The following is a 26638-nucleotide window of genomic DNA, read 5'->3' on the forward strand; positions in this document are numbered from 1 at the left end:
CGCAGTGCCGCGGTATCCTCCTGATTGACCAGGTTCAACTTATTATAAGACATTGAAGTCTCTTCCGTAGACTCATGTCTCTCCAATTCTCCGGTGGGGCGTGATGTGAAGAACCATTAACGGGCCATTCTTCTATGGGAGTTGACGCCGTGCGCCCGGACAGGCCTGCTGAAGGCGGAATGTCCTGCCCGGGCAGGTCCGGCAAAGGAGGGAAATGTTGGATAAGAGCATAACTGACAATATTCCGGACCACTGGTATCAAAAAACGGCGACGAAATTTATTTGCCTACGCTGCAAGAGGAGTTTTAGCCGCGAATATAAGCCAAAAAGCCTGCGGGGCAGGAAGGGGGAGCATGGGTCAAATATGTTTTCCCTTTGGGCCTGGTACAATTTCAGGCGCCATTTGCTGAAGTGCCGGACCGGGGGCATCGGCTTTAATAAGGATGGGGACTTCGGATAAGAAGCGACATAGGGCTTTTCCATTACAAAGGGAGGAGGTAGGATGAAGAAGATTGAGGCCCTTATTAAACCGTTCAAACTGGACGAGGTGGCGAGCGCTCTCACGGCAATCGGGATTCAGGGTATGACGGTGAGCGAGGTAAAAGGTTTCGGCAGGCAAAAAGGGCACACGGCGCTTCACGGCGGCAATGCGCATGAAATGATCTTTGTGGCCAAGGTAAAGATAGACCTCGTGGTAGCTGACGACATTGTCGAAAAGGCGCTACTGGTAATACAGGAGAGCGCGCAAACCGGGGATTTCGGAGATGGAAAAATATTCGTCTCCTCTCTTGAAGATGTGGTGAGAATAAGGACCGGGGAAAAAGGCGTCACCACCATTCGATGAGCCGGGAAGCAGACAGGTTCGGGCTGCGCCGCCACTCCCGCCTGCTATTCCATTTCCTGTGAGAAGAAACAAAGAAGCTTGACAATCATTATTACCTATGGTATATAACGGTAGAGCGTTATGCATAAGGTTATATAACCACGACCTTCGTGCTTCATCTCCTTTCTATAAGCGGCCGCTTCAGCACCCGGAATGTTGAAGCGGCTGTTCCATACCCTTACTTGCGTAAAAGCGACGTCAGAAGAAATACCAGCCCCCCACCCTAAAGGCCTGTTGCGTCGCATCCTTGCTGAGCCCGTTCGGGATGACTGTCCCGCCCGAGGTCACGGTTCCATAATTGGCGTATCTGCTCACGAAATATGCATATTCGGCCCCGAAACGAACCGCTTGATTCAGATCGTAACAGAGGCTGACGATATATTGGGTGACGTTCTGCGGTGTATTGGCATGAATGAAGCGGGCTCCGGAGGGCGAAAGAGCCCCGGTGAAATCTTTGCCGAGATCGTTTCTAAGGTACCCATACCACCCGTTCACGAAGAGACTATCGGTGAGGAAATAGGTTATCTGGCCCCAAAGGCCGTACATTCTGGGTGCGACGAAATCGGGCAAAGGATCTGTGGCGGGCTGCGGGGCTGCGGGAGACGTGCCGCGCGGCCGTGAGTAGGAACTGACCGCATAGGTCCTCGACTGGAGCCATGAAGGGTTCTGAGCGGTGAAAAGCACGCCTGAAAGGGACAGGGCTCCCGCCTTGCTGCCCTGGCTTTCAGGTATCACGGGAATAAACCCCTTGAAGGAAAGACCCCAGGAATTGACATCCTTGTCGCCGTAGGAGAGGGACGTGGGCGAGGCAGAGGGTCCCGTAAAGAGGGTAACGACCTGTTTCTCACGACCATAGAACCCCTCGAGGCTGAGGATTGTTTTCCAGGCGCCAACCTTTCCCAGGCTGTCGGTAGACCAACCCAAAGAGAGCTCGTAAAAAGGCATACCGCTCAAGGTAAAGCTATCCACACCTTCGGAGATGAACCGGCGGTTACTCCCCAGGGTATTGGTAGGGGACATGACGGCGAAAGAGAGATTCCAGTCGCGCCGGAATTTGCGCTCTATCCTTACCATGGGCTGACGGAAGCCTTTAATAAAGGGGCTCAAATCCTGGCCGGAGACGATCATGTTTGCATAGCTCGGCAGAAACCCCCATTTCTGGAACGTATGGCCCACTACCAATCTTGTATTCGCCCAATCGAGGGACATGAAGGCGTGACGCAAAGCGAAGGTCCCCCTTCCGCTTCCGGCGAAGGTGCCGACAAAATCTCCCTCCACAAAGGCATATGTCCTGGCGTCCCATGCATCGGGGCCCCTGCTCAGGAAATTAAGACGGGTTCCGGTGGAAGAGGTGTAGAGGGTGCCGTACTTGTCAGCCAGGCTCTCGACATTTCCGAATCCATGCCTGCCTGAATTTCTGTAGTCGAGCTCATATTTTACATAACCGCCCACAGTCAGATCCCATCTGCTTCCCGCGGTCCCTGCAAAAGAGGCTGAAGCTGAAAGGGCCGACATTATGAAGAGGAAGAACAGGACCCGATGTATTTGGGACAGGGGTTCCCTCTTTGTTGCACTGCAGGTCCTGAGATTACGCATGCATGTCACCAGAGGCGATATTCCTTTTGGTCTCCTGTACCCGGGGGCGATAGGTATGCACGGATAGTGAGCAGCATGGACTTGACATTCCCCGTCTCTATGTTAATGTTCTACTTATTACCGTGCACCATGCATTCTACAGGAAAGGAGGTGAGAAGTCATGAAAAAAATCTTGAGCAAAGAGGCCCTTGAGAAAGAAGCATCCTTCTGGAGCAGTATGAAAAAGGCCCTGGAGGAGAGCCCGGCGAAGTCATGCCGCAAGTGAAAAAGCTGAAAAACCTAGCGTTGCAGGTTCTGCAACCAAAAGAGTGAAGGCAGATATGACTGTCCGTCATATCTGCCTTCTTTTACCCTAAAAGAGGAGCTATATGTCCGTCAACGGATCCTTTTCTTTTTTCGTCCAGTGGCACCTTACTGAGAGGTGCAATCTCGCATGTACCCACTGTTATCAGGGAGAAACGTCTCCGAAGGAGCTATCTCTCCCTCAAATCCTCTCGGTTATGGAGCAGATATCGACTATGATCGCATCATGGTCCGAAGCGTACGGCATCGATTTTACGCCGAGTTTTAATATCACGGGCGGCGAGCCCTTCCTGCGGCGAGACCTCTTCCGGATACTTGAAGCGGCAAAAGCTCGTGGAGTTGCCGTCTATCTGCTTACCAACGGTACCCTTATCGACAGGCAGCGGGCGAAGAGACTGAGCGATCTCGGCATTGACGGAGTCCAGGTGAGCCTGGAAGGTCCCCGGGCAATCCATGATCTCATTCGGGGGGAAGGGAATTTTGCCCGCTCCCTTTCAGGTATAGGGCACCTCACGGAGGTGCGCGTTCCCGTCACACTTAATGCGACTCTCTCGAGGGTCAACTATCTGAATTTCCGTGAAATGATAGATCTTGCACGGGAATTGAGAGTTCAAAGACTGGGGTTTTCAAGGCTTGTCCCTTCGGGCAGGGGAACGGGCCTTATGGATGCAATGCTTTCCCGGGAAGAGGTGAAGCGCCTGTATGGGGATATCTTCTCCCTTGATATCCCGGAGCTGGAACTCGTCACCGGCGACCCGATCGCTTCTGAAATGGAGGATGGATCGGGTGCGAGGGCATTCGATGAGGTAGCTCGGGGAGGGTGCGCTGCGGCCGTATCCGGCATTACCCTTATGGCCGACGGGACCGTGACTCCCTGCAGGAGGCTTCCCATCCCCATCGGTAACGTGCTCACCGACTCTTTAAGGGAGATATGGGCTACGTCGGAGGTGCTTCAGAGGCTGAGGAACAGGGATCTTTATAAAGGCAAGTGCGGCCGCTGCGAGCGGTGGTCTTCGTGCAGGGGTTGCAGGGCCATTGCCTACGCCCATTCTTTTTGCCTGGGGGCGGGAGACTATCTTGCCGACGACCCCCAGTGTTTCATCCAAATTGATGACGAAAAACATTAATACAAGAACATGGGCTTGCCGAGGGTATCCCTCACCTTCGGTTTATACTCCTTAAGGTCGTAGAGGGCCGTCACGTCGACCTGCTTTTTTGCCGCTACCACGAGATCAAGAGGGACTGTCGTATATATGCCCTGCTGGAGGGCCACCATCCGGCCCGTATGGCCCATGGCAACCTGGTCGAGCGCGAGGTTTCCGTAGGAGACCGCCACCATCCGGTCAAGCGAATCGGGCGCCCCGGACCTCATTATATAGGCAAGCTGCTGATAGATGATATTGACGCCCGTTCTATCCTTGATCTCCTGAGCCAGGAGATTGCCTATACCGCCGAGTTTCTTATGGCCGTATGCGTCCGCCTTGCCGCTTTCATAGACTTCACCGCCCAATTGATGGGCCCCTTCGGAAATAGTCATTATGGCGTAGTGAGAGGGGTTTTTCAAGCGGTCCTCGACGAGAAAATTGGAAAGCCGGTCGACATCGAAGGGGACTTCCGAGATCACCGCCCGATCCACATCGGCGAGGTAGGCAGCGAAGAGAGAGGTCTCGCCGGAGTTCCTGCCGAAGAGTTCCACCACACATATCCGCTCGTGTGAGCCGGCGGTGGTCCTGAGGGCATTGATGGAATCGACGGAGCGTGTCACGGCGGTAGAAAAGCCGATGCAAAAATCGGTGCCGAATACGTCGTTATCCATTGTTTTCGGTATGGCAACGATCTGAAATCCCGCTTTATGAAGATGACTGGCGAAGCTCAGGGTATCATCGCCACCGATGGCGATGATCGCATCCAGGGCAAGAAAGTCAAGGACCTTAAGTATATGAGGGGTGCAGTCGGTCGTACCGTTCGGTTTCTCTTTGAGCAGGTTTTTGGGTATAAAGGCCGGCACGTCTTCAGGCTTCATATTGCCCGGATTGGTCCGTGACGTGTGCAGCACGGTGCCGCCGGTCCGGTCGATGGTGCGCACCTTCTCGGCCGGTAGTGAGACGGTCCATTTCTGCCTGGAATCAGGGTCCTCGGGGTTGAGGCAGAGCAGGCCCATCCATCCTCTTCTGATGCCTATTACATCGATATCGTGCATGTACGCACGGGTCACCACGGCCTTAATTGCAACGTTGAGTCCGGGGACGTCGCCCCCACCCGTCAATATGCCGATACGTTGTGTGTGAGCCATCGAATCTCCTTTAATCGTTCGTGTTCCGGACGGGGCGGAAGGGACGTCTTGAAGGTCATTCCCTGCCTGCACCTTTCCCGTCAGGTTTATATGCGGCCAACCTTAGGCAAACGTATGCATTTCGCGTATCGATGTCAATCTCGGGGTACTTTCTTTTTCTCCCCCGGCTATGACGGGGCAAGGGTCCACGACGAGAGATGGGGCGTGAGCTATGAACCGTGGAACGGGCCGGATAGGGGTGAAATTACAGAAAGAATTTCAGACAATTTGTTCAGGTGTCGTGGGGGCCGAAGAGCTCGGCGGACTTCGTGCCGCGGCCTACCGTGCTTTTGAGCCAGCTTCTTCCGCCCGGCTTACACTTCTTGTGACGCCAGAGGTCTTTGCCTATATATATGCCCTCGTCTTTGCCTATGCGGCCGTAACAGACATAGCACGTATCCCGTCTCAGCTCATTAAAGAGTGGCTCCTGATAATACTTCTTTTTCGATCTTGGGGACATGTCGGCTTAGTCCTTTCCCGGTTCTTCCAGGGTAACTCCCACGAATTTCCAGTAGCCTTCCGCCGTCTTCTTCATCTGTGCGCTCTGCCCGGGTTTTCCCTTGATCCTTACCATGGCATTCTTCCCTTCTGCGGTAATATCGAGCCGCCATAGGGTCAGTGCGCCAAATTCGTGCAGGTCAAAGCCTGCAATCGGGGGCAGGCCCTTCTGACCTGCCTCAAGAATCGCACCTGAACGGATGAGAGAGGTGAGATATTCTCTTAAGCCGTCCTTAATACTCGGCATATTCATGAAGACCGCGGCTGCCAGATGGTTGTCCCCTTTTCCCTGCCTTTTGCTCGCGGCAAAAAGGTTTTTGGCTGCGCTTTCCGCAAGAGAATCGATATCAAGATACTTGAGAGCAGCCTCGGGGTCACGGTGCTCGATGGCCCTCGTAAGGAGGAAAATAGAGTAATGGGGAGTAGTCGTCGCGTAGATAAACGCCCCCCCGAGCACGGCGGCCGCCGCTATGCATATTATCAGTACCTTTCGCTTCACTGAAAAACCTTTCCTTCCATTTATCGAACCTCAATAAAAGAGAAAGATCGCATCGAGGAAGAAGAATATCCAGCCTACGGTGACGATCATTCCAAAATACCAGAGCACTTTCCTCTTTGTCAGGGCAGCGATAGACGAAAGCATGAGGCCGATTTGGAGGAAGATGAGGGCATACCCGTAATTTCCCCCCCGGTCCTGGGCGATTACCTTCTGTTTTGCCAGCTGGTCCCCTTTCGCCTTGATCTCCGACTTCTCCCGATCATACCGCTTCACTGCTTCCTTATAACGGGTAAGGGTTTTTTCGAACTGTTGCGAGTTTACCTTTCCGTTTTTGGAGGCGCCTTCGAGCCGTTCCATCTCCATGAACTCGATCTGGATCTCGTAAAGATAGGATTTGATGCTTTTGGCCTGATAGTAGCTCCACTGGTTGGTCTCCTGCCCCTGCATGAGTATGGCCCTCGATGAGAATTTACCCATGTAGAGCGTGGTTATGGCCGCGAGAACCGCCATTACGGCCGTGGAAAGGGCCACCCAGGTCATCCATTTCTCATTTTTTGAATCCGACATGTCCTGTTAATTCCCCCTCCGACAGTTTCAGTGCTTCATCATACAATGGGGCCAACCTGTCAGTCAACTTCGTTCTTGCGTGCACGCAGAGACCGGGGCCCTCCCTTGAGGAGGGGCATTGCCTTTTTTCGGGCTATGATTTTATTCCGTGAATAGGAAAGATGGTTTTTTTTATGAAGTCCACGACCCGTTCAGCCTGTACCATGCACTGCTCCTTTTCATAACCTTCCGTAAGAAAGGGCGGCTCTTCAAGTTGGCCTGCGTCTGACTCGGGTCCGTACATCATCCCCCCGACCAGGCCCGTGTGGAGGTCCCGCGGCTTCAGCCCACAGAATGTAGCCCATGCAAGAGTCCACAGGGCGGCAGTTTTATAGATATTATAGCCCCCGGACCCGAGGGCGAGTATTTTGGGCGAGAGACTGTTGATGATTGATATCGCCTTGTCATATCCATTACTTGTAAGATTCAGGTGGGCGAGAGGGTCGTCCTTGTGAGTGTCGCAGCCGATGCAGGCCACCACGACATCGGGCTTGAAGCTCTCCATAAGGGGGGGCACCACCGACTCGAAGGCATAAAGGTACACCTCGTCGTCGGTACCCGCCTGCACCGGGATATTCACGGTATACCCGGTGCCGTCTCCGACGCCCATTTCACCCGCGAACCCCGATCCGGGGTAAAGGCTTTCGCCCGATTCATGGATCGATATAAAGAGGACCTTATCCGTATCGTAGAAGGCGTTCTGCACGCCGTTTCCATGATGGGCATCCATATCCACATAGGCGACCCGTTGCCCTTTCCGCAGGAGGTCCTGGATGGTCACGGCAATATCGTTAATATAGCAGAAACCCTCCGCGTGGTTCCTGCCCGCATGATGGAAACCGCCGAAGGGATTGAATGCGAGCCGCGCCTCTCCCCGGTAGAGGGCCATGGCGCCGTCGTAGGTTGCGCTCGAGGAAAGGAGCGAATACTGATACATAGCCTTGAATAGGGGGTTGTCCTGAGTGCCGAGGCCTGCGCGAAGCATCTCCACCGAGAATTCCCCCCGTTCCCCTTTTTTCAGGAGGTCGATATATTCACGGCTGTGGAAAAGATAGAGCAGCTCCTCGTCCATCACGACCGGTTCCACTATGCGCTGGTTCTCCTCGAATATAAGATCGTACCTGTTCAGAAGCTCGACCATAAGCTTCGCCCGCACCGGCTTGAACGGGTGGGAAGGCTTGTATTCGTATTGGGCCAGGTCATAGGAATAGATGAGGATATTCATCATAAGGCTCCTCTTAAGAATCTTTTTCTTTATTTCTAGTATGTTTTCAGCCATAATTCAATACATTATGTAGAGGCCCTGTGGATGGGGATGAAAAGAGGGCTTGCCATAGGTAACCCGGTTAAAATCTTATAAGAGGGACCACTTCAACAAGGATTTTGCCCATGCTCAAGGGACTATCGGGGAATTCCGTGCCTCTCAGCTTAAAAGTGGCCTATACGGTTTTTATGGCGGTCCTGGTGCCTGTGTATCTCGTCTCCTATGGACCGACCAATTTTCTTTATTTTTGCGACATTGCGCTTTTCTTTACCCTTATCGCGCTGTGGACGGAAAGTTCCCTTATGGCAAGTATGGCCGCGGTCGGTATCCTCATACCGCAGTTGTTCTGGTGTGTCGATTTCGGCATCAGGATCTTCGGGTTTACCTTCACGGGCATGACGGACTACATGTTCGACGGTGGAAAATCCCTTTTTCTCAGAGGCCTTTCCACGTTCCATGGGTGGTTGCCCTTTCTTCTCATTTTCCTCGTAGCCAGACTTGGTTATAACCGCAAAGCATTGCCCCTGTGGACGGTTACGGCATGGTCTGCCATGACCTTTAGTTTCTTTTTCATGCCGAGACCAGGAGCGGCAATGATAAACCCCGATGCACCGGTAAATATCAATTATGTTTTTGGCTTGAATGAGAACGCGCCGCAAACATGGATGCCGGAATGGGCATGGTTCACGCTTATGCTTACAGGCCTTCCCCTCCTGTTCTACATCCCTACCCACCTGTTCCTGAAAAGATTTAAGGGAGGGACGCAGGACGGACGGCCGGGTTGATTTTGCACGGCCCATCTCTTCCGTACCCCTTTTCGGTCTTTTGATCCGGGTTTTAATTGACAGGGCTGTGCGGGAGTCGTAATATAATGTGAATGAAAAAAGAAATTCCTTCGATGTTTCTCCCATGAAAGATTGATCTTTTTTCCGAAAATTATGAAAATTATCGCTTCATTCATCATAGTCGTCATAGTAATCTTCTCCGCGGCAGTTTCGTGCGCGGACCCCCCCGAGCATGTCGTCGATGCCACGGCGAAACTCGTGCAATACTGCAGCGAATCCAGGGGCAGCGTGGATGAAAGGACGGTAGCCGCCCTCGCCGAATTCGTGATGGGCTCAAAACCGAGTAAAGAATCAGCCCTTCCCAAGCAAATGGACAGTACAGGGGCCTATTATGAATTTGACATGAAGATCCCCTTTTCCCGCTTTATCGAATATTCCTATAACCCTTATATACCGCCCGTAATTACAAGGCCCTCTTCGCTCCGCTACTCCACGTGGTCCGGTCCGAAGGCAGAGACCCAGAGGCTGCCGGCCAACTGGAAACCGGTGCCTCCAGGCGGGGCCCCCGTAGTGATCCACGGTATGCAGCACGAGTCGGATACACCGGACCTCAATACGGGCGTCTACCATGAATATGATTTGAAACGTACCCTGATTCTGTTCAATTATAAAGGTCGTCAGGCACTGGTCTCCATCTCGAAGCAGCTCGGCAGGTCGAATGTGGGCAAGAAAGGTTTCATCCTGGGCAGCGACAGTAACTGGAATTATTACTATACCGGAGAGCCGGGCACTCCAAAGGCCGGTCTTGGATGGATAAAGTCTTACATTTACGATTATTTTTCCATAGGTGTCTTTGTAGAAACGGGTTCTGCGCCCCTTATGGTCAGGACGGGCGTGTTTCAATGGCTTCGGGCCGGCTGGTCCGGCATAAACTTCGTAAAATCGAACCATATCCTCGCCGGGATGAAGCGCTTCTCCCGCGACTGCCGGGCGAGCCTTGAATCTCCCCACTTGCCGGCCCCCAATCAGATAACATCGGTCTACCAATGGCTTTCAAATATGCCCTCCGAGGATTTGAAGGCAAGGTATACGGCGCTTCAGCACGGGCACCGCTCCCTGGCCGTCCAATCGGGTCATATCTCAAAGGCGGATGATGAGGAGCAGGTCTCCTTTGCCAATACGCCTAAAGAGCAGATGCTCCAGGAGATCATGCTGGAGTATCTGAAGGTTTCTTTAGGGAAGCCCACGGTCCTCGGAAAACAATCCTTCCCGACCGCTCCCCCGCCAATCCGGGAGTCAAGAGAGACTTCATCGGCACAGTGAGATCGTCGGCTTCAGCCTGGTTCGAAAGGGAAATCCCTGGGCAGCCTTGATTGCGAGGTTCCTCCCTTTTCGATTTCTCGCTATTTTCTAATTCCCGAATACGCGATAACAGCTGAAGGAGGTCGATTAGACAAGCTTCCCCTGTTTCCCGGCCCCGTCATCCATGATATTAATGACCGCAGGAGGTAATGGTGGACGATCATAAAAACGACTGTGCGGTCTGCGGGAAACCGCTCGTCTATCCCGATACACTCCGGAGCGCGACCTGCTCGTACTGTAAAAGGCCTTTCGTGGCTAACGCCCTGTGCGAGGCAGGCCACTACGTGTGCGACGGTTGCCACAGCCTGAGAGGCAATGACCTGATCGAGAGATACTGCCTTTCCGTGGAGACCACGGACCCCCTGGAGACGGCCCTGGTGCTCATGAGGAGTCCCATGATCAAGATGCACGGGCCGGAACACCATTTTCTCGTGCCTGCCGTGATTCTGAAGGCCTATTACAATGCGTTGAATATCCCCGCTGAAGCGGAGTCGGCCCTTCGGATGGCGAGGCAGCGGTCTGAAAAGGTGCTCGGAGGTTTCTGCGGTTTTTATGGCAATTGCGGCGCGGCAGTGGGCACGGGCATTGCCGTGAGCGTAATTACGGGCGCTACTCCCCTTTCAAGAAAGGAGTGGAGACAAAGCAACCTTATGACCGCAAAGAGCCTCCTCACTATCGCCCATCATGGCGGACCGAGATGCTGCAAGCGAAACTCATTCCTTGCTATCAGGGAGGCAGTGGGATTTATCGAAGAGGAGCTTGGTGTTACCCTTACGAAAGGAGAGCCGAAATGTGAGTTCAGCCATTTGAACAGAGAATGTCTCGGGGAAGATTGTCTTTTTTATGGGGGAGAAGGAGGCACCCGGCCGTCACGGGACTTGCCGATAAGACTCCTATAAAGAAAGGATCTTCTTGATGTCTTCGAGCACCTTCCGGTAGGGCAGCCCTTTTTCATCGGCGATTCTCCTCACGTCTTCAAATTCTATGTGGCTCTTGAGAAGCCTTCCTTTGTCATCGAACCCGTCCTTGATCTGCACGGGTCCATACGCCGTTTCCACGGTCCGCACTTCCCTCCGGAGCACCCGTCTCTCTTCTTTTCTTACCCTCACGCCGAAGGTGCTCGTCTCGAGAAACACGAGTTCTACGAGGTCCTTCAGTCTCTCCCCGGAGACGGTGAGCGATAGTCGTACTCCCGGCCGGCCCTTCTTCATGTACACGGGGAAATAGAGCACGTCGAGGGCGCTGTGAGCCTTAAGCCGCTCCGTCACACTGCCCAGGTACTCTGTTTCCATGTCGTCGAGATCGGTCTCTATGACCCAGACTTCTTCATCGGTAGAGTATGGGTCTGTCGCCCCAATGAAGACCCTCAGCGCGTCCGGCCGGTCTGTCTCATAGGTTCCGAGTCCGTAGCCCATGGCGTGGACCTTCATTGCGGGGCATTTCCCATTGTCTTTCACGTAATGCTTCACGATGGCGGCGCCTGTGGGTGTGGTAAGCTCCACGGGGAGCTCGAGGAAGACCACGTTATAACCTTTCAATATCTCCACTGTCGCGGGGGGAGGGTTGGGAATGATACCGTGGGCAGTCTTGATTGTGCCCCTCCCATGGGGGATGGGACCGGCATATACCTTGTCTATCCCAAGGAAATGAATCCCCTTCGCCACGGACAGGATATCTATCAGCGTATCGATATGGGACAGCTCGTGGAGGTGGGTCGATTCTTTCGGGACCCCATGAACACATGATTCCGCCTCGAGAATAATATCCAGTATTTCCTTCGCATCCTTCTTTACAGGCTCTTCCACGGCAAGATCGTCAATGATCGCGATCATCTCGGCTGGGGAGAGGTGAACATGAGACTCGGCGATGTCGAGATGGGTGCCCTCGATCATTCCCTGTCGCATCTTGCGCGGGCTTATGGAAGGCATAGGGAGAGGGATTTTCTTGAGAAGGCCCTCGATCTCGGCAAAGGGCAATCCTGCGTCGAGAAGGGCGCTGATCGTCATGTCGCCGCTAATTCCGAGGATGGGATCGAGATAAAGTATTTTCATAATCTATTGATCAAGGTGGCGAAATAGGCGGCCCCGAAGCCGTTGTCGATATTGAATACCGAAATGGTGGAACAGGAATTGAGCATGGCGAGAAGGGCTGTGAGGCCTCCGAAGCTCGCGCCGTAGCCAATGCTCGTGGGCACCCCTATCACCGGCACCCCGACCATGCCTGCCACCACCGAGGGCAGCGCGCCTTCCATACCCGCGGCCACTATGATAACCCTTGCCTCCCTGAGTACTTCGAGGTTGCTGAAGAGCCTGTGTATCCCGGCCACGCCCACGTCGTAAACCTTCTTTGTCTCATTACCGAAGAAGAGGGAGGTCATGTAGGCTTCCTCCGCGACCTTTGCGTCACTGGTGCCCGCGGAGACTACTACAATGGGGCCCTTTCCTTTGATGGTGCGGTCTTTCTTTATGAAAAACAAGCGGCCTTCCTCATGGTAGGCGCCTTCGGGGAATTTCTCCCGGAGCTTCCTGCCCACTTTGCTCTCGATCCGGGTCACGAGGACGTCCACTTCCTTCTCTCTCATCGATTTGACGATATCGAGGATTTGGGGAAGGCTCTTGCCTTCGCCGAAGATCACTTCCTGAAGGCCTTTTCTCAGGGACCTGTGGTAATCGATCTTTGTATGCTCCAGGTCCTCGAAAGGCATGCCTTTCAGGGCATCGTACGCCTCTTCAACCGGAAGTGACCCGTCTTTTACCTTCGTAAGCAGCTCGATCAATCTTTTATCCATTACTCCCTTTTTTGAGCGAAGGCAGGGTTAGAACCCCAAGTCTACTATAAAGGCGTATTTTACTATTTTTATATTTTCCCTGTCTATGCCCACCACATCGAACCGCACCTTTTTGTCGAAATATTTATGGTCCTTGAGGTAATACGTGGCTGAGCGGATGATGTGCTGCTGCTTCTTCCTGTCCACCGCGAGGAGGGAGCCGCCGAAGGAAGATGAATTTCTCTTCTTGACCTCCACGAACACAAGGTAACCTCCCTCTTCTGCGATAATGTCAATCTCCCCGAAGAAATTCCTGTAGTTCCGCTCGATGATCCTGTATCCATTCCGGGATAAGGTTTCTACCGCCCTTTCTTCGCCCTCTTGTCCCTCTTCCCTCTTATTCGCCACAATATTCTTTGACGCCCCGGAAGGTCCGCCTGTGGATTGGCAAGACCCCGTATTCCCCGATGGCCCTTTTATGCTCCGGGGTGGGATATCCTTTATGGCTCACGAAATTGTAACGGGGATAGAGGGTATGGTACACCTCCATGATCGAGTCCCGAACGACCTTTGCAATTATGGAGGCACTCGCGACAAAGAAACACCTGCGGTCGCCTTTTACCACCGGTTTGCCTGCGGGATAGCTCTTGATGCCCATGTTTCCATCGATGAGGAGCAGGTCGGGACTGATGCCCGTGTTCTCTAATGCCCTTTCCATGGAGAGAAGGGTCGCCCTCAGGATGTTGATCCTGTCTATCTCTTCATGTGTCGCAATGCCTACGCCGATGGCATAGGCATGTTCGGTAATCCATGGGAAGAGCTCGAGACGCTGCTTTTCGCTTAAGAGTTTTGAATCGTTTACTTTGGCCCTGCATTCCGGCAGCTCCTTCCAGATAACGCACGAGGAGACCACCGGACCGGCAAGCGGCGCCCGTCCTGCTTCGTCAATGGCGCCGATCAAGCCGGAGAGACGGCAATTCATTATACGCGTTTTTCTTTCAGCTTTGCTGCCTTGCCTCTTAGATTTCTCAGGTAGTAGAGTTTCGATCTTCTTATCTTGCTCTTGCTCATCACGTCTATCTTGTCGATAAGCGGAGAGTTCACGGGGAAGGTTTTCTCGATCCCCACGCTGTATGAGACCTTTCTTACCGTAAAGGTGGCTCTCGTATTCCCACCCCTTTTTCTGATCACCACGCCTTCGAAGACCTGGATCCTTTCCTTGTCGCCTTCGAAGATCTTGGTATAGACTTTCACGTTGTCGCCCACGCCGATCTCGGGCAGATCGAGCCTCATATGTTCCTTTTCTATCAAATCCACCATCTCGTTCATTTTATCCTCCTCTTACGCCGAATATTCTATCAAGAATTATACCGATCGCAACTCTTAAAGAAAGGTGATTGTAATCGCCCTTTCCATTGATCGGCATAAGCATTCTGTCGCACTTCCCGACTACTTCGTCCGAAAGACCCCAGCCTGTTCCGAAAAGGATCACTACGGGCCGGACTCCCTTTTCCATAAGGACCTGAAGGTCCGGGGAGCTTATCGACTTCCCCTCCCGTTCTTTCGAGGAGGTCCCCACTATCAGCGGGTTCTCCCCCATGTCCTTTACCATCTCGTCAAAATCAGCGACCACTCTGACTTTCTTCAGTGCTTCGCTTCTCGCGGGATTATACTGAGCCCCATAGCCGTGTAACCAGTGGTCCACCAACTGGGCCGCTATCTCCCGCTGTCTTACAAGAGGCGTAACAATATAGCACAAACTAATACCAAATGTCATGCAAGTTCTTGCAATGTCGTGTATTTCCAGGTTTGTCAGGCTCGTGGCAACAATCTCGCCGTTTTTATCGTATACCGGGTAATGGATGACTGCGAGGCTGACGTTATTCAGAAAGGTCCTCCATTACTTTACGCATAAGTTTTTCGTCTTCTTTCGTGAGAGTAAATTTATCCATCAGGTCCGGCCTCTTGAGAATAGTCTTTCGTATTGACTGCTCCCTGCGCCACTTCCTTATTTCTTCATGGTTGCCGGAAAGGAGCACGGAAGGCACATTCATATCGAGATATTCCTCCGGTCGCGTATACTGAGGGTATTCGAGGAGGCACTCTTTCAGGCTCTCATCCACCACGGACTGGTCGTTCCCCAGGACACCGGGAATATGGCGCGAAATGGCATCGATCAGCACCAGGGCGGCGACCTCACCGCCTGAGAGGATGTAATCCCCGATGGATATTTCCTCGTCCACAAGGGTGAGCACCCGTTCGTCAACTCCTTCATACCGTCCACAGAGGAGGCTCACATGGGAGAGCCTTGCGAGTCTCTCGGCTGTGGGCTGGTCAAAAACCTTTCCCTGGGGGGTCAGAAGAATGGTTTTGGATCTCCCCATGGTCTTTTCCACATGCTCCACGGCGCGGTGGATAGGCTCTATTTTCATCACCATCCCCGGGCCTCCCCCATAAGGGTTATCGTCGCAGGTCCGGTGAATATCCTCCGCAAAATCACGGATATTGACGATATTGAACTGTACCAGGCCTTTTTCCGCAGCCTTCCTGATGATGCTCTCCTGGAGGGGCGACGCGAAGAGGTTCGGGAAAAGGGTGAAGATCGTAAAGATCATTCGACGAGAGCGCTCTCGTCGATGATGATCGACGAGTCCTTCAGATTCACCTTTTCGATAAATTCCTCGGTAAGAGGAATAAAGATTTCTTCTCCTCCGGTTGCCACGGTTAAAAGATCCTGTCCTTTCGTGTGCACGACTGCTTTTACTACCCCTATTATCTCATTCTTTCTGTTCGTCACGTTGAGTCCCATCAGTTGATAATCGTAATACTCGCCGTCTTCTAAAGCCGGAAGGTCTTCCTCCCTCACGAACAGTTCTTTGTTCAGGAGCGGGAAGACCTCCTCCGGGGTTTCGAATCCTTTTAGCTTGATTAAATACAGATTCTTCTGAATCCTTCTCCCTATGGGGTGCAACTCGGCATACTCATCGCCTTTTCGCACAAACAACGAGGCATATCTGAGAAAATCATCCTTTGCCTCGTTGTAATAGCTGACCTTAACTTCACCTTTCAGGCCGTGGGTCCCGACAGCCCTCCCTATAGGGATATACTTCATTACTCGATAATTTCAAGCACCGCTCTCTTCTTCACTTTCGTGGAAGCCGCGCTCAATATCGTTCTCATGGCCCTTGCAGTTCTACCCTGCTTGCCAATTACTTTTCCAAGGTCATCTTTCGCCACATTCAATTCTATCACGGACGTTTTCTCGCCTTCGATTTCGGATACGTTCACTTGATCGGGATTGTCCACCAGCGCTTTTGCGATGTATTCGATTAGCTCTTTCAACACGATCCCACCTCCATGATTTATTGTGTGAGCTCCTTGTTATGTTAGCTCTTTCAACAGTCCTTCCTTCTTGAACAAGTTTTCGACAGTCTTCGTGGGTCTTGCGCCCTTCGAGTACCAGACCTTGATCTTTTCTCTATTCAGGGTTATCTGAGCAGGGTCCTTAAGGGGATCATAGGTGCCCACGTTCTCGATAAACCTTCCGTCTCTCGGGGACCTGCTGTCAGCAACTATAATTCGGTAAAACGGTTTCTTCTTTGATCCATAACGCGTCAATCTGAATTTAACGGCCAAATCGCCACCTCCCTATTTTAATAATAACTGTTTTTGGAGACCTTTCAAGCCCCCTTTTGTAAATTTCTTCATCATTTTTTTCGTTTCCGTATATTTTTTCATAAGCTCGTTCACGTCCTGAACCTTGGTACCACTGCCTTTTGCTATCCTCACTCGTCGGCTTCCGTCGATGATCTGGGGATGTACCCTTTCTTTCATCGTCATCGAATTGATAATCGCTTCCGTCTTCTTGAGGTCCTTTTCGGCCGCGCCGAAGTCTATGGCGCCTTTCAATTTATTGAGACCGGGTATCATGCTCATGATAGATTCCATGGAGCCGAGCTTTTTCATCTGTTTTAGCTGTTCTTTAAAATCTTCCAGGGTAAACTCGTCTTTCCTTATCTTTCTTTCGAGCTCCTGGGCCTGTTTTTCGTCAAAGACATCCTGGGCCTTCTCTACAAGAGATACCACGTCTCCCATGCCGAGTATGCGGGATGCCATCCTGTCGGGAAAGAACGGTTCCAGGGCATCGAGCTTTTCGCCTACGCCCACAAGCTTGATGGGCTTGCCCGTGACTGCCTTAATGGAAATAGCCGCGCCGCCCCTCGTGTCTCCATCGAGTTTCGTGAGGATTACCCCATCCACCCCTACTTTCTCGTTAAAAGTAGCGGCGATACTCACCGCATCCTGGCCGGTCATTGCATCGAGCACAAGGAGGGTCTCCCGGGGATTGAGGAACTTCTTCTGCTCCGCTACCTCGTGTACCATTCCCTCATCGATATGGAGCCGCCCCGCGGTATCGACGATCATGGTGTCGAAACCGTTTTTCATGGCATGCGCTTTTGCTTCCTTGCATATCTGGACCGGGTCCTTCACATCTTTCAGCGAGAAGGTGGCTACATTGATCTGGTTACCCAGTTTTGTGAGCTGGTCGATGGCGGCAGGCCTGTATACGTCTGTCGCGACAAGAAGGGGCTTTCTCCCTTTCTTACGGAGCATGAGGGCAAGTTTTCCCGCCGTGGTCGTCTTGCCTGACCCCTGCAGACCGATCAGGAGAACCGGAACGGGTGGAGAGCCTGCGATATCGAGAGGCTTGTTTGTCTGGCCCAGAAGATCACACAACTCGTCAAAGACAATCTTGATGAACTGCTGCCCCGGAGTGATACTTGAGAGGACCTCCTCTCCGAGGGCCTTGATCCTGATCTTCTCGAGGAAGTCCTTTGCCACCTTGTAATTGACGTCCGCTTCCAGGAGGGCGACACGCACTTCCCTTAAGGAGTCTTTCACATTGGCTTCGGAGAGTTTGCCGTAACCCCTGAGTTTTTTGAAGGTACTTTCTAATCTTTCCTGTAATTTCTCAAACATAGAGGATTAAGATACCAAAAAAAGGCGTCAATAGTCAACTTAATAACGGTTTGCAGGGGGGAACGAAAGGGGCGGCCTTGCTGCGGAGGGCTCCTTCTCTCTTCAAAATTCGTTGGACTCGGCAGGTCCCGTGGCATTATAATGCTTTCGCAGCCACCCCTACTCAGGAGCGAAAAGAATGAAGAAACCCGTCTGGGAGACAGTGATCGAAAGTAAATATTCCTTTCTCCTCAGCTCATTGGTTGCGCTGATCGCTTTTCTCCTCTTATCACGTTCAATGAGCTCGCCGATTTTCTCGTCCAGTCCTTTCTCTTTATTATGGTAATACTGGGAATTCTGCGAATACTCCAGGCGGGAAGGGCCCTTTTTTTGCTCTCGGGGATATTGGCGGTCCTCGCCATCTTCTTCCATTACCGCTCCCTTCCTCCATCCCACACGAAAACCGTTGCGGTTATCGCAAACCTCTCTTACCTTTGTGCCCTCGGTATTACCTTGCTTCTCATGCTCAAGCGCGTTTTCTCCGAGAAGTCGGTGACCGCGGACACCGTGAAAGGGGGCATTTCAATCTATATCCTTGTCGGGATATGGTGGGAGACCCTGTACAGCACCTTGTGGGCCTTTGACCGCGCATCCTTCATACAGGACGTACCGAAGGCGGGGAACCCTGATTTTTATTACTTTAGCCTCACGACCCTTACTGCCCTCGGGTACGGCGATATCGTGCCTGCGAGCCAGTGCGCCAAAATAGCGTCCACCCTTGAAGCAATGGTGGGGCAGGTATACCTGGCGGTATTTATCGCGCGTCTGGTAGGTCTCCATGTTGTGGGTGCAAACCGGAACGATCAAAAGCAGGGGCCGGCCCGTTCCTAGGCTTAAAGGGTGAACGGTTCTGCCGGGCACAAATCGAAGGGCTACGGAACAAGGGGCTGGTCCTCGGCCGGCCGGCGTTCCACGCCTCATGAGAAGTGCGACGGTGAAGAACGGGGGGCATAGAAGAATCAGAAGAAAGACAGGGTCCTTAAGCCGGGGCGGTTCGATATCGCCATTGGGGGCTTACCTCCGCGTTCATAGAGACAAATGTCCCCGGGGTAATTATACCTGTCCGTTGCCGAAAGGGCGGCACTCGGTCCCGTGGCAAGCTCACGTTTATAATCAGGTAGGGAGGTCCGGCAATATCAGGGAAATTGGGGTACCCGCAGAAGACCGGCGCGCTCGTCCATGGCAAGGGCGATATTCATATTCTGGATTGCCTGGCCCGAAGCCCCTTTTACGAGGTTGTCTATGGCTGAAATGAGGACGATCCTGCCGTCCTCGAATGCCTTTACACCGATGTCGCAGTAATTGGAATATCGCGTAAACCTTGTGTCGGGGTAAGCCCCTTCCGCCAAGACGCGAACGAAGGGCTCATTCTTATAAGTCTCCCCATAGAGGTCGCGAATGGTCTTTGTGGCTGCCGGGTTCCTCAGCCTGCCGTATATGGTGGTCAATATTCCCCTGTTCATGGGGAGCAGATGGGGAACAAAGGCCACTTTGATGTGGGAAAGCTTGTGCACCTCTTTCTGTATCTCGGGCTCGTGGCGATGCACACCGACACCATAAGGCTTGAAACCTTCCGATACCTCGCAGAAGAGGCTCCCGAGCTTTGCCTCTCTTCCGGCGCCGCTTACTCCGGACTTTGAATCGATGAATATATCCCCGTGAAGGAGGTTTGCCTTCAGGAGGGGATAGAGGGCCAGAATCGCCGACGTGGGGTAGCAGCCGGGATTGCCGATGAGCTTTGATTTTGCGATCTTGCTGCGATAGAGCTCCGGGAGGCCGTACACGAGATGGGGAAGGAGTTCACGGGCAGTATGAGGGATATAAGCCCCCTCGTAGATCTCCACGTCCTCAAACCTGAAATCGGCACTGAGGTCGATAATTATGGCGCGCCCGTCAAAGAGGGCTTTTGCCGTCTCCATTGACTTGCCGTGGGGGAGGCAAAGGAAATAGACATCGCACTTGCCCCGGTGAGGCTCGTCCGTGGGCTCGAGCCTCTCTTCGAAAATACCGTTCAAGAGCGGGAAGACCTCCGAGATCTTCCTGCCCTTGTACGTATTCGATGTAATAAGCGTGACTTTTGCCTGCGGATGAGAGAGGAGGTTCGATAGGAGTATGAGCCCCGTATATCCGGTCGCCCCTATAATACCTACTTTCACCATGAGATCTTATCTCTTTGAGAACTGGAAGCTTGCTCTTGCCCCTTTCTTTCCGTATTTCTTTCTTTCTTTGGAACGCGGGTCCCTGGTAATGAGCCCCTGTTTCTTGAGCGTGACCCTCAGGTTCGCGTTGAACTCGAGGAGTGCCTTTGCAATACCGTGACCCAGCGCCCATGCCTGAGCGGGAATGCCGCCGCCGTAAATGTTGGCTACTACGTCGAATTTTGAGAGGTGGCCGGTGAGAAGGAAAGGCTTATTCACCATGAGCCGCAGCTCCTCGAGGGGGAAATACTGATCGATCGATCTTCCGTTGATAAGGAAGTTGCCGGCCCCCGGTTTGATCCAGACTCGCGCTACGGCGGTCTTTCTTTTTCCCGTTGCATAGTATCTTTTATCAGGCACTTTCTTTCTCCTTTACGCTAATGCTTTAGGCATCTGGGCCTTGTGGGGATGCTCGCTTCCCTTATAGACCTTTAATTTGCTCAAAAGCTGCCGTCCGAGGATATTCTTGGGAAGCATGCCCCGTACCGCCAGCATAATAAGGTCTTCCGGCTTCTTGTTCAGCATGGTGCGCGCGTTGACGACCCTCAATCCTCCGGGATAACCGCTGTAGCGCTCATATGTTTTCTGCTCAAGTTTCCGGCCTGTAAGCTTGATTTTCTCCGCATTGACCACGATAATGAAATCGCCCATATCCGCATGGGGGGTAAAGGTGGGTTTATTCTTGCCTCTCAGAATTACCGCTATTCTGGCCGCCAGCCTGCCGAGCGTCGCTCCGTCCGCGTCCATCACATACCAATCTTTCTTTGCTACGTCTTCATCATTCGGAAAATAGGTTTTCATAAGTTCACCCTTCAAAAATTTGTTTAAAGTAATACATTTTGAGGGGTTAAGTCAAGCTTTTTATGCGGAAGCGCGTCCGGACCGCATGAGCCCCGCCATTGCACCCCTCCCTCCGGTCGATTAGCCATATGTTTGATATATTTGAATTAATTGCGCAGCGCGGTGGTCGCAGGTGTGGCGGGTGCGGATAGTTTCCAGTCCGTGAGCAGCAAGGGAGGCCCTCTTTTCCTGATTTTCGGCAAGCTCCGATATGGCGCGGTACATGTCTGACGGGGTGTGGGCAATCATATAATCCTTTCCCGGCCGGAAAAGCCCCTCCCTGTCGTCCCATGGCGTACAAATCATCGGGATTCCGCAGGCAAGCGCCTCAAAAGGACGGATCGTCGGTATGCCCGGGAGAGTCTCGTGGTAATACCTCCGGGGTATGTGGATGGTGATCCGTGCGCCGGCAAAGACGTCGGGGACCCGGTAGTTCGGGATCCAGTTCCTGTATTCGATCCCCGCCTCTTTAAGATCGTACACCGCATTTTGCGGATAGCGGACCCCATAGGCGGCAAATTTAAGATGTTGTAACGAGCGGGCCGAGCCGATCAGAAAGGTGCGGGTCTCCTCCGATCTTTCTTCATCGCCCCAATTGCCGATCCATACCACGTCATGGGCCTTCTCCCCCTCTTTGGGATAGAAAAGGCTTGTATCTGCAGCCTCGTGGAACGTCCATGCACGATCTATGGCGAAGCGCGTACGGTACACATGGCAAAGGGCCTCTCCAAACGCCAGGACCCCGTCATAGGCGCCGAGATTGAGAGTTGCGATCGAGTAAGGGAGGCTCACGGCGCGGTGGTGGGTGTCGTGAAAGAGCAGAACAAAATCGCCCCGGCTCCTGCGTATATAGCCGACTGCACCGATAAGCTCGGGCTCGTTAAACTCATGGACAATAACCAGGTCGGCTTCCTGGGTGAGACGGTCGACCTCTTCCACGATAGAGCGGCCGCCTTTGTACATTTCAATCCGGATCTCGGGGAAGAGGCGCGCGAATTCGACTACGGCCGAGGTCCCGTGGTCATGGATCAGGTTATCGGTCGACCAGTTTCGCGTCGCCTCGCAGGAACGCACTTCATGTCCCTGTGCCATGAGAGACTTCATCAGACCCCGAAGAAAATGGGCGTGCCCGTTGTTCCAGTCGGAAATAATAGAATGGACGAAAAAGACGATCTTCATCTGACGCTCACCTCCGGATCTCAGGTACCCGCCCATAGTTATCTATGTTATCTCTCGCCCCGTGTCAGACAGGAACTCGGCCGCATTCCACACGGCAGCGCAGGACTTATTCTACGGGCCAGGCGGCCAGGGACTCTCTTTCTCTTCCGCCCCTTTTTTCCGTGGCCACCCCGGAGGCCGTCAATCCGCGATGCTGCGATAGGCATCTATATAGTGTGAAACCATTTGTTCCGATGTAAAGTTCCGTGCCCGCAAAAGGGCCTTTGCCGCCAGCGTTTTACAGTATTCTTCGTCCCCGGCCAGCCTGTTGAGATTTTGTGCGAGACCCTGGTTGTCGTCGGGAGAGACGAAAATAGCGCCGTCCGACCAGGTTTCACGCAAACTGGGGATGTCTCCGAGTACCAGGGCGCAGCCGGCCATGGCTGCCTCGAGAGGAGTAAAGCCGAAGGGCTCGTATCGTGCGGGCAAAGAATAGACTGCCGCCCGTCCGAACCACGGAGCGAGCTCCTCTTCGGGTAGTTTCCCCAAAAGGCGGACATTATTCCACGAGGTATCCCCCTTTTCAGGATGCTCGCTTTCACCCGCGACATACACAGGCCATGCAAGATCGGGTGCCAGTTTCTCTAAGGCGGCAATATTTTTGGCTTCGTCCCGGATACGGCCGACGGAAAGTATAAAAGGCTCCTTTTGGAAAGGACGGTATAAGTCCATTCGGCGTCCGTTGGGGATCACTTTCGTGGCGGCGAAAGGGCCGTACTCCCGGATGAGGGATGCGAGCATTACCCTGGAAGGCGCGACTACGAGGTCGGCGGCGTGGAGGCCGTTTTCGACCGTTTCCTTATAGCGCCTCCATGAGTCGGGGGCCTTTTCTCCTTTTACCGCAGCCCACCAGAAGAGCACGCACGAATGGCCTGCCACCAGTACGGGCGTGTCCCACGGCAGGGTCCCGTGGGCGTATCCGTTAAGGTGGACCACGTCAGGCTCGAAACGGTCTCTCAATTCGAGAAGCCACTCGCCCGATTGCTCCAGATCTTCCCAGGGGTCCTGCATCCATTCGAGTTTATACCGGCTCTCGACGAGCTCCAGGTTCGCCACGTGCGCCGCGGCCCGTTGTTGATCGGGGGTAAGGGGGGCGCCCATGGTCGCGAGGACCACCTCGATGCCTCGCCGCCCCAAGCCGCGGGCGAGCTCGAGTGCATAGGTCCACACCCCACCTACGGCGTCAGCAGTCATCAGGACACGTGCAGGGAATCGATGCATCATCAATTGATCGTTACCTCAATTCCGGTCGGGAGAGACCGTTGCTCCTGGATATCGCTATATTTATTATGCATACTCCGGACCATCCCCGGCCTAGATTGATGAGGGTGTATGTCATCGCCGCTCCGGTTGACGTCCGACTACCGGAAAAAACCTACCACCCTCGAACGAAGAGGCTTTTTATCAAAGCCTCATGGTATGGAACCTAAACATGGGTGGATATCTTGTCAACCACCTGTCGCATGGGGGCCGGTTCAGGTGAACTTTCTCATAAGACGGTATTTAAGGAAAATTGGATTGAGTGAGGTCCGGCGCCTCCCCAAGACAATCAGGAAAGGCGGCTGAATGTCTACAATTGCGCGCTCTCACAAAAAGATGTGAACAAGAGAGGGTCCTTTAATGTTGCCATGCCACATGGCCAACGGCCCTGCACCACCGTAGTTGTCCGGGACTCTTACTGCTCCATAATGCTCAGCGCCCTGTCGGCGCTGGTGGACTGGTCGATGGCGGTAAAATCGCCCCGAATGGCCTTTAAGGCATAGCGCTCGTAATCGATCTCCTGTGAAGTGCGGAACCCCAGCCGTCTCAGCACGGGTATAGGAGGGCACCATCCCTGGAGTGCGTGCTGAAAGAGAAAGCCCGCTACGATGGCAGGGAGAACGAACCATTTCCGGCTTACCGTGGCCCCGAGGGTAAGGCCTACAATACTTATGGCCGAGGCGTTCGCTTCAATCATACGCTCCACGTCCCATTCTTCATCGAGCTCCTTAAGACGGCGGTCTATGGCCTCTCTCCCCGCCGTCGAATAAAGCTTGATGGTATATTCAGTATTCCGCCGTATCCGCTCGTTCACTTGCTCCGCGGTATGTACGGGCACCCGCGCCCTCGATGATGGTATCATAGGTCCTCCTTTTTCGGGGATTGTTCATTCCAGAAAGACGCAGCGAGAAGAGCTTTGCTGTCGAACGGCAATCACCGGAAGGTTTCGTTAACGGATATATAATACCCGCGTTCAATCGCGTCAACAACGGTGCACGTGCCACGAGAGGAATGTATGTGCGGGATTCGGATTTTAAAGGGGAATGCTTATTAAATGCGCCCAGCAGGAATCGAACCTGCAACCTTTGGATTCGTAGTCCAACACTCTATCCAATTGAGCTATGGGCGCATTTTGATGAGGAAGTATACCACAAAAAGATATCAAAACTGTAGCAGATTGTTGCTCGTCTTTGGAAAACGTGAATTTTACGCCCTCCCGGGCGGTTTTGCCTCTTGGTCTGTCCGGGGGCCAGATTCGTGAGACTTTCCAATGCAGTCATGAAAGTATAAAGAAGGGCCGGGCACATGGCCCGGCCCCTGAGAGCTTTGTCAAGAGATTGCTGTCCCGAAGGGGACGCAAAAAATCGCTTACGTCCCCGCTCCCATGAATAGATTGGGAAGCCAGGTCGCGATGCTCGGAAAGAGGAAGAGCAGCAGCGCCGCCGCGAAGAGGCTCAGCAGGAAGGGCAGCACCCCTTTATAGATCGTATTGAAGGGTACCCCGGTAATGTTCCGTACGATAAACACGCAGATCGCAACCGGGGGGATGATGACCCCGATCATGATGGTGATGCCCACCATAACGCCGAACCAGACCGGATCGTAGCCTAGTTTAATGACCGCCGGGTAGAAGATCGGCGTCGCCAGGATCATGAAGGCCAGGTCGTCGATAAAGGAGCCTCCCAGGAGGTAGACGAGGATAATGAGGACCATGATGAGGTACCGGGGAATGGGAAGCCCCGTCACCCAGTCGGCCGCGATCATGGGGATCTCCGTGACCGCGAGGAAGTGACCAAGCACGGAGGAGCCTGCCACGAGCATGAGGGTCATGACCGCGGTGCGAAGGGACTCATCCCAGGACTTGACGAGCATCTTGAAGTTCACCTCTTTCCTCACTGCCGCAAGGATAAGGACCGCCGCGGTCCCGATGGAGCCCGCCTCGGTGGGGGAGAAGGCCCCGATCATGAGCCCGCCGATAACCACCGCAAAGATGATGATGACCACGATGAACTCGGGCAGGACCCTGAACCGCTCACCCCAGGACGACTTCGGGGTCTGGGGCGCCACCTCGGGAGATATTTTCACCCACCCGTAGATCACGCAGAGGAAGAGCGCCGAGATCAGGATGCCGGGGACGATCCCCGCGAGGAAGAGCCTGCCGATCGACTGCTCCACCACGATCCCGTAGATGATGAGGACCAAGGAAGGAGGGATGAGCATCCCGATGGTGCCTACCGAGGCAACGACCCCGGTGGAGAGCTCTTTCTTATACCCGTACCGGTCCATCTCGGGAATGGCGATGCCCGAGAAGGTCGCGACCGTCGCAAGGGTCGAGCCGCACATGGCCTTGAAGATGGTCGCCCCTGCCACGGTAGTCATGGCAAGCCCCCCGGGCACGTGGCCCACCCATTTATGAGAGGCCATGTATAACCTCTTCGCGATATTCGAATTGGAGGCGATCTGCCCCATCAAGACAAAGAGGGGGATGACGGTAAACCCGTAGGTCGTGAAGGTATCGAAGAAGTCCTTGACCAGAAGGTTGCAGGCAGCGGAGAAGGAGACGAGGTAGACGAAGCCCGCGAACCCCACGATGGCCATGCAGAAGGCCAATTCGATGCCGGTCAGAAACAGGCAGAGAAGGATGAAGAGGGCGAAGATGCCGACGGTAACTTCGTTCATTTGCCTGCCTCCTTGACGGTCCTTAGAAGATCGCAGAAGAGGGTGACGCTCTCGAGAAAGCAGCTTAAGGCGAGTCCCCAGGCAATGGGGTAGAAGGGGAGCTTGAAGCTCGCGCTCACCTCACCCGTGTGCTTGAGGTCGAGACCGTAGAGAATGAAGTTATATCCGATAAATAAAAATAGGGCGATCCCCATGCACCGGGTGATGGAATCCATCACCTTTCTTCCGGCGGAAGTCATCTTGTCGACCAGCATATCCACATAGACATGGGCCTTCTTCCACGAGGTATAGGGGATGGCGAAGCCGATCACTATGGAGCCGCAGAAGGAGATGATCTCCATGGAGCCCACGATGGGACGGCCGATGTTGCGCATGAGCACATCGAGCAGGGTGACGAGCATCATGAATGCGAGCGTCGACCCCGCGATAATATGAAAGACAATATCTACTTTCGAGACTACGACTGAGAAACGGTTCATGCTGATCCTCCACGTTATTCCGGATGGACAAGGGGCGTATATGCCCCTTG

General features: G+C 53.4%; 32 protein-coding genes and 1 tRNA gene. 6 read left to right on the plus strand and 27 right to left on the minus strand.

Annotated elements, in window-relative coordinates; all coding sequences use genetic code 11:
• Positions 1-502: 502 nt before the first annotated feature.
• On the plus strand, positions 503-844 hold the full coding sequence (locus tag VGJ94_02405; protein ID HEY3275445.1) for a P-II family nitrogen regulator: 342 nt from the start codon (positions 503-505) through the stop codon (positions 842-844).
• Positions 845-1081: 237 nt separating this feature from the next.
• Here VGJ94_02405 and VGJ94_02410 read toward each other — a convergent pair whose 3' ends face one another.
• The gene (locus VGJ94_02410; GenBank protein ID HEY3275446.1) at positions 1082-2479 is read right to left on the minus strand and encodes a hypothetical protein; all 1398 of its coding nucleotides are present in this window, start codon (positions 2477-2479) and stop codon (positions 1082-1084) included.
• 368 nt (positions 2480-2847) lie between these two features.
• On the opposite strand from VGJ94_02410, the gene VGJ94_02415 reads away from it, so the two are divergent.
• Entirely contained in the window at positions 2848-3909 is a 1062-nt protein-coding gene (locus VGJ94_02415) for a radical SAM protein (GenBank protein ID HEY3275447.1), read from the plus strand.
• Here the strand turns inward: VGJ94_02415 and VGJ94_02420 are convergent.
• The 5 genes from VGJ94_02420 to VGJ94_02440 all read right to left on the minus strand — a co-directional run bounded on the left by VGJ94_02420 (position 3906) and on the right by VGJ94_02440 (position 7945).
• Positions 3906-5075 (minus strand): ATP-dependent 6-phosphofructokinase, encoded by a 1170-nt coding sequence (locus VGJ94_02420; protein HEY3275448.1) that lies wholly within the window; start codon positions 5073-5075, stop codon positions 3906-3908. The two genes, VGJ94_02415 and VGJ94_02420, sit on opposite strands and share 4 nt — an antisense overlap.
• A 271-nt stretch (positions 5076-5346) precedes the next feature.
• Positions 5347-5574: a hypothetical protein gene (locus VGJ94_02425; GenBank protein ID HEY3275449.1), complete on the minus strand. Its 228-nt coding sequence runs from the start codon at positions 5572-5574 to the stop codon at positions 5347-5349.
• Between the two features lie 6 nt (positions 5575-5580).
• A complete protein-coding gene (locus tag VGJ94_02430) occupies positions 5581-6111 on the minus strand; it encodes a hypothetical protein (protein ID HEY3275450.1) in 531 nt (176 codons plus the stop codon).
• A gap of 30 nt (positions 6112-6141) precedes the next feature.
• On the minus strand, positions 6142-6678 hold the full coding sequence (locus VGJ94_02435; GenBank protein HEY3275451.1) for a DUF4337 domain-containing protein: 537 nt from the start codon (positions 6676-6678) through the stop codon (positions 6142-6144).
• A 133-nt stretch (positions 6679-6811) separates the two neighbouring features.
• Entirely contained in the window at positions 6812-7945 is a 1134-nt protein-coding gene (locus VGJ94_02440) for an acetoin utilization protein AcuC (protein ID HEY3275452.1), read from the minus strand.
• A gap of 161 nt (positions 7946-8106) precedes the next feature.
• Here VGJ94_02440 and VGJ94_02445 point away from each other — a divergent pair, with 161 nt between their 5' ends.
• The 3 genes from VGJ94_02445 (at position 8107) to VGJ94_02455 (ending at position 11027) form a co-directional block, all read left to right on the plus strand.
• Entirely contained in the window at positions 8107-8766 is a 660-nt protein-coding gene (locus tag VGJ94_02445; protein ID HEY3275453.1) for a hypothetical protein, read from the plus strand.
• Positions 8767-8919: 153 nt separating this feature from the next.
• Positions 8920-10089: a hypothetical protein gene (locus tag VGJ94_02450; protein ID HEY3275454.1), complete on the plus strand. Its 1170-nt coding sequence runs from the start codon at positions 8920-8922 to the stop codon at positions 10087-10089.
• A gap of 188 nt (positions 10090-10277) precedes the next feature.
• Positions 10278-11027, plus strand: coding sequence for a DUF5714 domain-containing protein (locus VGJ94_02455; GenBank protein ID HEY3275455.1), 750 nt, complete (start codon positions 10278-10280; stop codon positions 11025-11027).
• Here the strand turns inward: VGJ94_02455 and larC are convergent.
• The 12 genes from larC to VGJ94_02515 form a co-directional block, all read right to left on the minus strand.
• The gene (gene larC / locus VGJ94_02460) at positions 11022-12179 is read right to left on the minus strand and encodes a nickel pincer cofactor biosynthesis protein LarC (protein ID HEY3275456.1); all 1158 of its coding nucleotides are present in this window, start codon (positions 12177-12179) and stop codon (positions 11022-11024) included. The two genes, VGJ94_02455 and larC, sit on opposite strands and share 6 nt — an antisense overlap.
• Positions 12176-12916 (minus strand): nickel pincer cofactor biosynthesis protein LarB, encoded by a 741-nt coding sequence (larB, locus tag VGJ94_02465; GenBank protein HEY3275457.1) that lies wholly within the window; start codon positions 12914-12916, stop codon positions 12176-12178. Before larB ends, larC begins: the two co-directional genes overlap by 4 nt.
• A 27-nt stretch (positions 12917-12943) precedes the next feature.
• Positions 12944-13303, minus strand: a complete 360-nt coding sequence (locus tag VGJ94_02470) for a YraN family protein (protein ID HEY3275458.1) — start codon at positions 13301-13303, stop codon at positions 12944-12946.
• Positions 13293-13877, minus strand: a complete 585-nt coding sequence (locus VGJ94_02475; GenBank protein ID HEY3275459.1) for a ribonuclease HII — start codon at positions 13875-13877, stop codon at positions 13293-13295. Before VGJ94_02475 ends, VGJ94_02470 begins: the two co-directional genes overlap by 11 nt.
• Positions 13877-14224, minus strand: a complete 348-nt coding sequence (rplS, locus tag VGJ94_02480) for a 50S ribosomal protein L19 (protein ID HEY3275460.1) — start codon at positions 14222-14224, stop codon at positions 13877-13879. The genes VGJ94_02475 and rplS overlap by 1 nt, the downstream gene beginning before the upstream one ends.
• Before the next feature lies 1 nt (position 14225).
• A complete protein-coding gene (locus tag VGJ94_02485; protein HEY3275461.1) occupies positions 14226-14783 on the minus strand; it encodes an RNA methyltransferase in 558 nt (185 codons plus the stop codon).
• The gene (gene trmD, locus VGJ94_02490) at positions 14776-15510 is read right to left on the minus strand and encodes a tRNA (guanosine(37)-N1)-methyltransferase TrmD (GenBank protein HEY3275462.1); all 735 of its coding nucleotides are present in this window, start codon (positions 15508-15510) and stop codon (positions 14776-14778) included. Before trmD ends, VGJ94_02485 begins: the two co-directional genes overlap by 8 nt.
• On the minus strand, positions 15507-16007 hold the full coding sequence (rimM, locus tag VGJ94_02495; GenBank protein ID HEY3275463.1) for a ribosome maturation factor RimM: 501 nt from the start codon (positions 16005-16007) through the stop codon (positions 15507-15509). Before rimM ends, trmD begins: the two co-directional genes overlap by 4 nt.
• A complete protein-coding gene (locus VGJ94_02500) occupies positions 16007-16240 on the minus strand; it encodes a KH domain-containing protein (protein HEY3275464.1) in 234 nt (77 codons plus the stop codon). The genes rimM and VGJ94_02500 overlap by 1 nt, the downstream gene beginning before the upstream one ends.
• 36 nt (positions 16241-16276) lie before the next feature.
• Positions 16277-16531, minus strand: coding sequence for a 30S ribosomal protein S16 (gene rpsP, locus VGJ94_02505; GenBank protein HEY3275465.1), 255 nt, complete (start codon positions 16529-16531; stop codon positions 16277-16279).
• A 12-nt stretch (positions 16532-16543) separates the two neighbouring features.
• The gene (gene ffh, locus VGJ94_02510; GenBank protein ID HEY3275466.1) at positions 16544-17875 is read right to left on the minus strand and encodes a signal recognition particle protein; all 1332 of its coding nucleotides are present in this window, start codon (positions 17873-17875) and stop codon (positions 16544-16546) included.
• A gap of 159 nt (positions 17876-18034) precedes the next feature.
• A complete protein-coding gene (locus VGJ94_02515; GenBank protein ID HEY3275467.1) occupies positions 18035-18286 on the minus strand; it encodes a hypothetical protein in 252 nt (83 codons plus the stop codon).
• Here VGJ94_02515 and VGJ94_02520 point away from each other — a divergent pair.
• On the plus strand, positions 18260-18745 hold the full coding sequence (locus tag VGJ94_02520) for an ion channel (GenBank protein HEY3275468.1): 486 nt from the start codon (positions 18260-18262) through the stop codon (positions 18743-18745). The two genes, VGJ94_02515 and VGJ94_02520, sit on opposite strands and share 27 nt — an antisense overlap.
• Positions 18746-19050: 305 nt before the next feature.
• Here VGJ94_02520 and argC read toward each other — a convergent pair whose 3' ends face one another.
• The 9 genes from argC to VGJ94_02565 form a co-directional block, all read right to left on the minus strand.
• Positions 19051-20073: an N-acetyl-gamma-glutamyl-phosphate reductase gene (gene argC / locus VGJ94_02525; protein ID HEY3275469.1), complete on the minus strand. Its 1023-nt coding sequence runs from the start codon at positions 20071-20073 to the stop codon at positions 19051-19053.
• 6 nt (positions 20074-20079) lie between these two features.
• Positions 20080-20472, minus strand: a complete 393-nt coding sequence (gene rpsI, locus VGJ94_02530) for a 30S ribosomal protein S9 (GenBank protein ID HEY3275470.1) — start codon at positions 20470-20472, stop codon at positions 20080-20082.
• A 12-nt stretch (positions 20473-20484) separates the two neighbouring features.
• Positions 20485-20913 (minus strand): 50S ribosomal protein L13, encoded by a 429-nt coding sequence (gene rplM, locus VGJ94_02535; GenBank protein HEY3275471.1) that lies wholly within the window; start codon positions 20911-20913, stop codon positions 20485-20487.
• Between the two features lie 120 nt (positions 20914-21033).
• Complete coding sequence (locus VGJ94_02540) at positions 21034-22131, minus strand: glycosyltransferase (GenBank protein ID HEY3275472.1); 1098 nt, start codon at positions 22129-22131, stop codon at positions 21034-21036.
• Between the two features lie 180 nt (positions 22132-22311).
• Positions 22312-23340 carry a glycosyltransferase family 4 protein gene (locus VGJ94_02545; GenBank protein ID HEY3275473.1) on the minus strand — a complete coding sequence of 343 codons (1029 nt, stop codon included), beginning with the start codon at positions 23338-23340 and terminating at the stop codon, positions 22312-22314.
• Positions 23341-23845: 505 nt separating this feature from the next.
• On the minus strand, positions 23846-24292 hold the full coding sequence (locus VGJ94_02550; GenBank protein HEY3275474.1) for a hypothetical protein: 447 nt from the start codon (positions 24290-24292) through the stop codon (positions 23846-23848).
• Between the two features lie 193 nt (positions 24293-24485).
• Positions 24486-24559: transfer RNA gene (locus VGJ94_02555), tRNA-Arg, on the minus strand.
• A gap of 239 nt (positions 24560-24798) precedes the next feature.
• A complete protein-coding gene (locus VGJ94_02560) occupies positions 24799-26109 on the minus strand; it encodes a TRAP transporter large permease (protein ID HEY3275475.1) in 1311 nt (436 codons plus the stop codon).
• Positions 26106-26588, minus strand: coding sequence for a TRAP transporter small permease (locus VGJ94_02565; protein HEY3275476.1), 483 nt, complete (start codon positions 26586-26588; stop codon positions 26106-26108). Before VGJ94_02565 ends, VGJ94_02560 begins: the two co-directional genes overlap by 4 nt.
• Between the last annotated feature and the right edge of the window lie 50 nt (positions 26589-26638).

It is taken from the genome of Syntrophorhabdaceae bacterium, from assembly GCA_036504895.1.
Classification (GTDB): domain Bacteria; phylum Desulfobacterota; class Syntrophorhabdia; order Syntrophorhabdales; family Syntrophorhabdaceae; genus PNOM01.

Bases quoted from the DNA above. Each gene is read 5' to 3' on its own strand.
- VGJ94_02405 (HEY3275445.1), top strand. From the start codon at position 503: ATGAAGAAGATTGAGGCCCTTATTAAACCGTTCAAACTGGACGAGGTG.
- VGJ94_02410 (HEY3275446.1), bottom strand. From the start codon at position 2,479: ATGCGTAATCTCAGGACCTGCAGTGCAACAAAGAGGGAACCCCTGTCC.
- VGJ94_02415 (HEY3275447.1), top strand. From the start codon at position 2,848: ATGTCCGTCAACGGATCCTTTTCTTTTTTCGTCCAGTGGCACCTTACT.
- VGJ94_02420 (HEY3275448.1), bottom strand. From the start codon at position 5,075: ATGGCTCACACACAACGTATCGGCATATTGACGGGTGGGGGCGACGTC.
- VGJ94_02425 (HEY3275449.1), bottom strand. From the start codon at position 5,574: ATGTCCCCAAGATCGAAAAAGAAGTATTATCAGGAGCCACTCTTTAAT.
- VGJ94_02435 (HEY3275451.1), bottom strand. From the start codon at position 6,678: ATGTCGGATTCAAAAAATGAGAAATGGATGACCTGGGTGGCCCTTTCC.
- VGJ94_02440 (HEY3275452.1), bottom strand. From the start codon at position 7,945: ATGATGAATATCCTCATCTATTCCTATGACCTGGCCCAATACGAATAC.
- VGJ94_02445 (HEY3275453.1), top strand. From the start codon at position 8,107: ATGCTCAAGGGACTATCGGGGAATTCCGTGCCTCTCAGCTTAAAAGTG.
- VGJ94_02450 (HEY3275454.1), top strand. From the start codon at position 8,920: ATGAAAATTATCGCTTCATTCATCATAGTCGTCATAGTAATCTTCTCC.
- VGJ94_02455 (HEY3275455.1), top strand. From the start codon at position 10,278: ATGGTGGACGATCATAAAAACGACTGTGCGGTCTGCGGGAAACCGCTC.
- larC (HEY3275456.1), bottom strand. From the start codon at position 12,179: ATGAAAATACTTTATCTCGATCCCATCCTCGGAATTAGCGGCGACATG.
- larB (HEY3275457.1), bottom strand. From the start codon at position 12,916: ATGGATAAAAGATTGATCGAGCTGCTTACGAAGGTAAAAGACGGGTCA.
- VGJ94_02475 (HEY3275459.1), bottom strand. From the start codon at position 13,877: ATGAATTGCCGTCTCTCCGGCTTGATCGGCGCCATTGACGAAGCAGGA.
- rplS (HEY3275460.1), bottom strand. From the start codon at position 14,224: ATGAACGAGATGGTGGATTTGATAGAAAAGGAACATATGAGGCTCGAT.
- trmD (HEY3275462.1), bottom strand. From the start codon at position 15,510: ATGATCTTTACGATCTTCACCCTTTTCCCGAACCTCTTCGCGTCGCCC.
- rimM (HEY3275463.1), bottom strand. From the start codon at position 16,007: ATGAAGTATATCCCTATAGGGAGGGCTGTCGGGACCCACGGCCTGAAA.
- ffh (HEY3275466.1), bottom strand. From the start codon at position 17,875: ATGTTTGAGAAATTACAGGAAAGATTAGAAAGTACCTTCAAAAAACTC.
- VGJ94_02515 (HEY3275467.1), bottom strand. From the start codon at position 18,286: ATGGAAGAAGATGGCGAGGACCGCCAATATCCCCGAGAGCAAAAAAAG.
- argC (HEY3275469.1), bottom strand. From the start codon at position 20,073: ATGGTGAAAGTAGGTATTATAGGGGCGACCGGATATACGGGGCTCATA.
- rplM (HEY3275471.1), bottom strand. From the start codon at position 20,913: ATGAAAACCTATTTTCCGAATGATGAAGACGTAGCAAAGAAAGATTGG.
- VGJ94_02540 (HEY3275472.1), bottom strand. From the start codon at position 22,131: ATGAAGATCGTCTTTTTCGTCCATTCTATTATTTCCGACTGGAACAAC.
- VGJ94_02550 (HEY3275474.1), bottom strand. From the start codon at position 24,292: ATGATACCATCATCGAGGGCGCGGGTGCCCGTACATACCGCGGAGCAA.
- VGJ94_02560 (HEY3275475.1), bottom strand. From the start codon at position 26,109: ATGAACGAAGTTACCGTCGGCATCTTCGCCCTCTTCATCCTTCTCTGC.
- VGJ94_02565 (HEY3275476.1), bottom strand. From the start codon at position 26,588: ATGAACCGTTTCTCAGTCGTAGTCTCGAAAGTAGATATTGTCTTTCAT.